Raw genomic sequence first — 6,233 nt, forward strand, 5'->3', positions numbered from 1 at the left:
CGCCACGCAATATGACGAGGTGATCGCCGCGACCGAGCTGTGCGACGAGGAGGAGCTGGAGCGGCTGCGCGCCTATCTCGACCAGCAACTCGTGCACCTGCAGGGCGTGGTGACCAAGCTCGCCAACCGGCTGCAGCGGCGGCTGATGGCGCAGCAGGCGCGGTCGTGGGACTTCGACCAGGAGGAGGGGCTGCTCGACGCGGCGCGGCTGGCGCGCGTGGTGGTCAACCCGATGCAGTCGCTGTCGTACAAGGTCGAGAAGGACGCCAAGTTCCGCGACACCGTTGTGACGCTGCTGATCGACAATTCGGGGTCGATGCGCGGCCGCCCGATCTCGATCGCGGCGATCAGCGCCGATATCCTTGCGCGCACGCTGGAGCGGGTCGGGGTGAAGACCGAGATCCTCGGCTTCACCACGCGCGCCTGGAAGGGCGGGCAGAGCCGCGAGAAATGGCTCGCCGAAGGGCGTCCGGCGCAGCCCGGCCGCCTCAACGACGTGCGACACATCGTCTACAAGCAGGCCGACGAGCCGTGGCGGCGGGCGAAGAAGTCGCTCGGCCTGATGATGCGCGAAGGGCTGCTCAAGGAGAATATCGACGGCGAGGCGCTGCTCTGGGCGCACCAGCGGCTGATCGCGCGGCAGGAGGACCGCAAGATCCTGATGGTGATCAGCGACGGCGCGCCGGTCGACGATTCGACGCTGAGCGTGAATAGCGGCTCCTATCTCGAACGGCATCTGCGGCAGGTGATCGGCTGGATCGAGCAGCGCTCGCCGGTCGGGCTGGTCGCGATCGGCATCGGGCACGACGTGACGCGCTATTACAGCCGCGCGGTGACGATCATGGACGTCGAGCAGCTCGCCGGCACGATGATCGAGCAGCTCGCCGCCTTATTCGATATCGAGGCATGATCGAGGCGCCGCCGGGCGGGTTTCGCGGACCGGTCAAGCGCTCGATCACCATTGCCGGGCATCCCACCTCGATCAGCCTCGAGCCGGCCTTCTGGGCCGCGCTGGAGGCGGCCGCCGTGCGGCACGCGCTGCCGCTCAACGCGCTGGTCGCGCAGATCGATCACCTGCGCATCGCCGCCGACGACCCGCCCAACCTGGCGAGCGCGATCCGCAGTTGGCTGTTCGCACGTGATACAAATTGCGACAATGTTGAAAACGACTCGCAACAGCATTGACTCTGCGAACTAGTCGCAATAGCTGACCCCGAAACCAAAAGGGGCTCAGATGAATCGTTCCATTTCCGACAGCCGCAAGGCTGCGCCCGCCTTTCTCGCGCTCGCTGCGGTCGGCTTCATCGCCTCGGCGCCCGCGCATGCCGCCGATCCGGTCGTCGCCGACGACAATGCGCCCGCTCAGGAGCGCGACGAGGTCGTCGTGACGGGCCAGGAGGTGCGCTCGGAACAGGCCAGCCCCAAGGCGGTGCGCCCGGTACGCGACACGCCGCAGACGGTGACGATCCTCACCAACAAGGTGATCGAGGAGCAGAACCTGCTCACGCTGCGCGACGTGCTCTCGACCGTCCCCGGCATCACCTTCGGTGCGGCCGAGGGCGGTATCGCGCCGAGCGACCAGATCACGCTGCGCGGCTATTCGGCGTCGAGCGACATCACCACCGACGGCGTTCGCGACAGCGCCCCCTATTCGCGCAGCGACCCGTTCAATCTCGAGCAGGTCGAGGTCACCAACGGCGCCAACTCGGTCTATAACGGCTCGGGCTCGGTCGGCGGGTCGGTCAACATCGTCACCAAGCGCCCGCAGAAGGAAACATCGGTCGCGGTGCAGGGCGGGATCGGCACCGACGATTATTATCGCGGCACGATCGACGCCAACGTCCGCGCCAGTGAACTGGTCGCGCTGCGGCTCAATGCGATGGCGCACAAGAACGACGTGCCCGGCCGCGATGTCGAGAAGTACGAGCGCTGGGGCGTCGCGCCGTCGGTGACGATCGGGATCGACGGTCCGACCAGCCTGACGCTGCAATATCTGCACCAGGAAGAGACCAACATTCCGCAGTACGGCGTGCCCTATTACAAGAACGGGCGCTACAACGGCGCGCTGCCGGGCATCGATCGCAGCGATTATTTCGGCTATCGCAATATCGATACGCAGGAGATCACGGTCGACCAGGCGACGATCACCGCGTCTCACGAGTTCAGCGACAAGCTGTCGCTGCGCAACCTGACTCGCTGGCAGAGCGTGTCGCAGCGCACGATCGTCGGGCCGCCGCAGGGCACCTTCTGCCTCGCCGACGGCCGCAACGTGACGGGGGGCGCGTGCACGGCGACCTATAATGGCGCCGCGGTGACGCTGCCGACAGGCTACTACCTGATCGGCGGTCCGCGCGGCAACGTGCGCGATACGACGAGCGAGCTGATGTACAACCAGCTCGACCTGTCGGCGCAGTTCGACACCGGCGGGCTCGAGCACAGCCTGGTGCTGGGCGCGTCGGCGGGGTGGGAGAAGTTCCAGCTCTCCACCGGCAACGTCTATCGCAACCCCAACGGCACCGCGGCGTTCGGCAGCTTCCCGCTGGTCAACTGGGCCAACCCGAACGAGGTGGTGAACGGCCCGGCGGGCTTCGCCTATGGCAGCAACGTCTATTCCGGACCGGTCAATTTCTTCGAGAACGGCCGCCAGCGCGGCGAGGTGACCAACTACGCCGTCTACCTGTTCGACGCGATCAAGTTCGGCAAGTTCGAGATCAACGGCGGCGTCCGGTACGAGAACAATAACGGCAACTATCAGACCGATACCTCGACCGCGGCGACCACCACCACGCCGCAGGGGCCGATCGTGACCGGGCCGCGCTTCTACAACGAGGCCGACCTGTTCACCTATCGCGTCGGCCTGGTCTACAAGCCGGTCGAGGCGGTGACGCTCTATGCCGCCTACGGCAACTCGCAGACGCCGTCGCAGAGCGCCGTCAATGGCGCGTGCACCGCGCAGACCTGCAACGTCGCGCCGGAAAGCGCCAAGAACTACGAGATCGGCGCCAAGGCCGAGATCGGGCGCGCATTGTTCAGCGTCGCGCTGTTCCGCAACGAGCGCGACCAGTACAAGGTGCCTTCGAACGATCCGACCGAACCCGACCAGCAGCTCGACGGCCAGTCGCGGGTGAACGGCATCGCGGTGAGCGCGACCGGCAACATCACGCCGGCCTGGTCGATCACGGCCAACTATACCTATCTCGAGTCGAAGCTGATCCGGTCGCTGTCGCGCTTCTGTATCGCCAATCCGAGCGCGGCTTGCGGCAACACCGCCGCGAACCGCGACCCGGCGGCGGGTGCCGAGCTGCAGAATGTGCCCAACCATTCGGGCAGCCTCTACACCACCTATACGCTGCCGTTCGGGCTCAAGCTCGGCTATGGCGTCACCTATCAGGGAAGCTTCGCGCTGAACCTGCCGACGGCGGCATCGGCGATCGTCTATCGCTCCGACGACTATCTCGTGCACAACGCGTCGATCTCGTACGACTTCAACGCGAACTTCAGCGTGCTGGTGAACGTCAAGAACTTCACCGACGAGCTCTATTTCACCCGCATCCGCAACAATGGCTGGGCGACGCCCGGCGATGCGCGGGCGGCGGTGCTGACCGTGGGCTACCGCTTCTGAACAAGGGGGAGGAGCGGGCAGCGGTCCACCTGTCCCCCGGACCGTTGCCCGCTCCCACGCCTGGCGCTAGGCCAAGCCCATGATGATCGCGATCCCCGAGTTGCTGGACGCCGAGACGGTGGCGCGGGTGCGGGCGATCATCGACGCGGCCGAATGGGTCGACGGCAACGTCACCTCCGGCCATCAGTCGGCGCTGGCCAAGAAGAACGAGCAGCTGCCGGAGGGAAGCCCGGCGGCGCTCGAGGCGGGGGGCATCATCCTCGATGCCCTCGGCCGTTCGCCGCTGTTCTTCGCGGCGGCATTGCCGCTCAAGGTCTTCCCGCCGCTGTTCAACCGCTATGGCGAGGGGCAGACTTTCGGCACGCATGTCGACAATGCGATCCGGATCAAGCGCGGCAGCGAGTTCCGCATCCGCAGCGACCTGTCCGTCACCGTCTTCCTCGAGGATCCCGCTGTCTATGACGGCGGCGAGCTGGTGGTCGAGGACCATTATGGGGTGCAGCGGGTCAAGCTGCCGGCGGGACATGCGGTGGTCTATCCCTCGTCGAGCCTGCACCATGTCACGCCGGTGACGCGCGGGCGGCGTGTGGCGAGCTTCTTCTGGCTCCAGTCGATGGTCCGCGACGACGGCGCGCGGCGGATCCTGTTCGACCTCGACCAGAATGTGCAGCGGCTGACCGGGCAGCTTGGCGGCGACGACCGCAGCGTGATCGAGCTGACCGGGGTGTATCACAACCTGCTGCGGCGCTGGGCGGACGCCTGAAAGTTGCAAACATCGTCCACGCGCAAGTGAGGCGACGCGAATCCAACAAATTCGGGCATTTTCCGCCGGCCTTGCAGGCAAACTCCAACATTTCGACTGAAAAGCCATTGATCCGGCAGGTGTAATCGACTGCCGGATATTTGCGCTTGCAATGTTGGAATTCAAATGTTCCTAGAATGTTCCTCAATGGCGGAGTGGGAACATGAAGAACGTCAGGACCGGCGCGGCGATTGCGATCGCTGCGCTGACGGGGCTCGCAGCGGCAGCGCTGGCGAGCGAGACCGTCACCTATAGCTACGACGCGCGCGGCCGGCTGGTCGCGGTGAAGCACAGCGGGACGGTGAACAACAACGTCCAGGCCAACTACAGCTACGACAAGGCCGACAACCGGACCAACAAGACGGTGACCGGCGCGCCGTAACGGACGCGCGCGGGCGAACGCGAACTTTTCAAATCGACGGAGATTTTAACATGCTGATTCAACGGCAGGGCGACGTGCGCCCGTATCGCCGGGCCAGGACCTGGCTCGTGGCGACGAGTATCCTTGCGGCTGGTGCCGCATTGCCTGCGCGGGCGCAGGACTATCGCAACCTCGACGAGAACGGAGTCGACCTGATCCAGGGCGATTTGATCATGTCATTCAAGGAGGGCTCGATCGGGTCCGGCGAGGCCGAGCTCGCGATCGTGCGGCAGAACAGCTACTCGGAATCGACTCAGTGGGACGCGATCAGGTTCCTCAAGCAGGGGGCCACCGTCACGATCGGGCGGGAGGGGCGCTATGTCGATCGCTTCACCGGTGCCGGCCTGGACGCGGCCAAGGCGAACGGTGCGACACTCACCAAGATTGCCGAATGGCGATATGAGTATCGCGCCGCTGACGGAACGTCGATCCTTTTCGACAACCCCACGGGTGGCGATTCCGAGCAGCCCGAGACGACCTTTTGCCGGGCGAGCAACACCGACTATTGCTGGCTGCTGCCGGTATCGATGACCAGCCCGAACGGCAAGCAAGTCACGTTCAGCTGGGAGCTGTACGCCATGCCGGACGGGCTGGGCGGGTTCAGCTACGATTGGCGCATGACGAAGCTGGCCAACAGCTTCGGCTATTCCGCGACGTTCAGCTATCTCGACAACAGTTGGAGCTGGGGCTCTCCGCCATCGATCAGCTGGCATGAGCGGGCCAATGCGGATTTCCGCAACGAGACGGTGAGCAGCAGCGTCCAGTCGAGCATCGGCTACGCCTACCCGGCCTATGCGGAGATCGACGTGACCGACACGGCGGGCCAGACCTGGCGAGTAACCGGGACGAGCATTCAGCGCCCCGGCGAGAGCACGCCCAGCTTCTCGGCTACCATGTCGGCAGGCCGGGTCACGTCGGTGACCCGGGATGGCGTCACCACCAGCTATGCGCGTTCTGCCGTCGGCAGCACGGTGACGATGACGGTCACCAACGCGCTGAGCCAGACCAATGTGATCGTCTCCAATGCCGCGATCAGCCGGCCGACCTCAATCACCAACGGCGCGGGCAAGACGACCAGCTTCAGCTACGACAGCTATGGCCGCCTGACGCGCGTAACCCAGCCCGAAGGCAATTATGTCGAGTATACGCTCGATGCGCGCGGCAACGCGACACAGACCAAGCACGTCGCCAAATCCAGCTCCGGGCTGGCGGACATCGTCACGAGCGCCAGCTATGATTCGACCTGCTCGAACCAGAACACGTGCAACCTGCCGAACAGCGTGACCGACGCGCGCGGCAAGACCACCGACTACACCTACAACGCCGACGGCACCCCGCTGACGGTGACCGCGCCGGCGGCGACGAGCGGGGGCAACCGGCCGCAGACG

At 65.4% G+C, this 6,233-nt stretch carries 4 protein-coding genes and 2 pseudogenes; all 6 read left to right on the forward strand.

All coding sequences use genetic code 11. The annotated features are described in order from the left end of the window. Positions 1 to 910: pseudogene (locus ABDV68_RS17865) on the forward strand (cobaltochelatase subunit CobT); the annotation flags it as partial. Continuing rightward, on the forward strand, positions 907 to 1,185 hold the full coding sequence (locus tag ABDV68_RS17870; RefSeq protein ID WP_343521454.1) for a ribbon-helix-helix domain-containing protein: 279 nt from the start codon (positions 907 to 909) through the stop codon (positions 1,183 to 1,185). The pseudogene ABDV68_RS17865 and the gene ABDV68_RS17870, both read left to right, overlap by 4 nt. A 49-nt stretch (positions 1,186 to 1,234) precedes the next feature. Beyond that, positions 1,235 to 3,622 carry a TonB-dependent receptor gene (locus ABDV68_RS17875; protein WP_343521455.1) on the forward strand — a complete coding sequence of 796 codons (2,388 nt, stop codon included), beginning with the start codon at positions 1,235 to 1,237 and terminating at the stop codon, positions 3,620 to 3,622. Positions 3,623 to 3,701: 79 nt separating this feature from the next. After that, positions 3,702 to 4,385 carry a Fe2+-dependent dioxygenase gene (locus ABDV68_RS17880; RefSeq protein WP_343521456.1) on the forward strand — a complete coding sequence of 228 codons (684 nt, stop codon included), beginning with the start codon at positions 3,702 to 3,704 and terminating at the stop codon, positions 4,383 to 4,385. Positions 4,386 to 4,587: 202 nt separating this feature from the next. Further along, positions 4,588 to 4,806 (forward strand): hypothetical protein, encoded by a 219-nt coding sequence (locus ABDV68_RS17885; protein WP_343521457.1) that lies wholly within the window; start codon positions 4,588 to 4,590, stop codon positions 4,804 to 4,806. Between the two features lie 50 nt (positions 4,807 to 4,856). Further along, a pseudogene (locus ABDV68_RS17890) lies at positions 4,857 to 6,233 on the forward strand (hypothetical protein); the annotation flags it as partial.

This window comes from Sphingomonas sp. (genome assembly GCF_039595165.1).
Classification (GTDB): Bacteria; Pseudomonadota; Alphaproteobacteria; order Sphingomonadales; family Sphingomonadaceae; genus Sphingomonas.

Bases quoted from the DNA above. Each gene is read 5' to 3' on its own strand.
- ABDV68_RS17870 (WP_343521454.1), top strand. From the start codon at position 907: ATGATCGAGGCGCCGCCGGGCGGGTTTCGCGGACCGGTCAAGCGCTCG.
- ABDV68_RS17875 (WP_343521455.1), top strand. From the start codon at position 1,235: ATGAATCGTTCCATTTCCGACAGCCGCAAGGCTGCGCCCGCCTTTCTC.
- ABDV68_RS17880 (WP_343521456.1), top strand. From the start codon at position 3,702: ATGATGATCGCGATCCCCGAGTTGCTGGACGCCGAGACGGTGGCGCGG.
- ABDV68_RS17885 (WP_343521457.1), top strand. From the start codon at position 4,588: ATGAAGAACGTCAGGACCGGCGCGGCGATTGCGATCGCTGCGCTGACG.